Source organism: Mesorhizobium sp. M0615 (genome assembly GCF_040320805.1).
Lineage (GTDB): Bacteria > Pseudomonadota > Alphaproteobacteria > Rhizobiales > Rhizobiaceae > Mesorhizobium.
The window spans coordinates 1-1,229 of the sequence record NZ_JAMYQI010000045.1 but is presented as its reverse complement, the minus strand read 5'-3'; the positions used below and the strand labels follow the sequence as shown (position 1 = coordinate 1,229).

The following is a 1,229-nucleotide window of genomic DNA, read 5'->3' as shown; positions in this document are numbered from 1 at the left end:
CCTGAAGGTGTGGAGGCGGAAGCCTGTTCGGGCCCTTGCGGCCGACCACGATGAATCCCTTCCAAACCTTCAGCCGGACGGTGTTGTTGACCCGCTCCATTAAACGCCGGGACCAAACATATTCGGCGGGAGCACTGATCCTGAACCAGCGAGCGGATGCAGTCGGTTGCCGGTCGGGGAGCAATATAGGGAGCTGGGTCGCCAGCCTCCGGAGACTTACGTGACAACCATTCCTTAAAGGATTCAGCTTTGAGACCCTTCCCTCTGACTTCCGCGATTTGGGGCATTGTGTTGATCAGCGGCGTGGTCAACGTGCTTGCGCTCATCTCGCCGCTGTTCATGCTTCAGGTCTATGACCGCGTTCTGGCAAGTGGCAGCGTATCCACGCTGGTGGGGCTCGTCGTGCTTGCTGCGGGGCTTTATGCGTTCCAATGCCTGCTTGACATTTTGCGCGCCCGCGTGCTGCTGCGGATTGGCGAGCGTTTCGATGGACAGTTTTCCGGACGCGTTCACGATGCGATCGTTCGCCTTCCGCTTTCAACGCGCATGCCGGGCGACGGCTTGCAGCCGCTTCGCGATCTCGACAATGTTCGCGGCTTCTTAGGTGGAAACGGTCCGACAGCGTTCTTCGATCTGCCATGGATGCTGTTTTATCTTGGCATTTGCTTCCTCCTTCATTTCTGGATCGGCATGACGGCACTTATCGGGGCGGTCGGTCTCACATCTCTGACACTCCTTGCCAACACTCTCTCGCAAGGGCCGATAAGCGATACCGTTGCCCACAACATGGCACGCAATGGTCTGCTGCAAGCAGCGCGTTGCAATGCCGAGGTCGTGCAAGCTCTCGGTCTTGGAAAGCGGATCGCTGCCCGATGGCAAAAGGCCAATGCCAAGTGTCTGGCCGCCAACCGGAAAGCTGGGGACGTGGCAGGTGGGCTGGGTGCCATTTCAAAGTCGCTGCGCGTGCTGCTGCAATCGGCCATTCTTGCCGTCGGTGCGTACCTTGTCGTCAGGGAAGAGGCTACGGCCGGGGTCATGATTGCCAGTTCGATCATGATGGGGCGTGCGCTGGCTCCGGTCGACCTCGCCATTTCAAGCTGGAAACCCTTCCTCATGGCGCGCCAGGGTTGGGCGCGGCTGGAGGACCTCTTGGAAAAGGTTCCTGAAACCGCTCCTGTTATGCTAATGCCTGCACCTGAACGCGAACTGCGCCTCGAAAGCGTGACAAT

The 1,229-nt window shown here is 59.0% G+C and carries 1 protein-coding gene; it reads left to right on the top strand.

Translation table 11 applies throughout. The features are described 5' to 3' along the window. Positions 1-339 precede the first annotated feature (339 nt). On the top strand, positions 340-1,229 hold an 890-nt coding region (locus NKI46_RS30880; protein WP_352749718.1), incomplete at its 3' end, for an ABC transporter transmembrane domain-containing protein.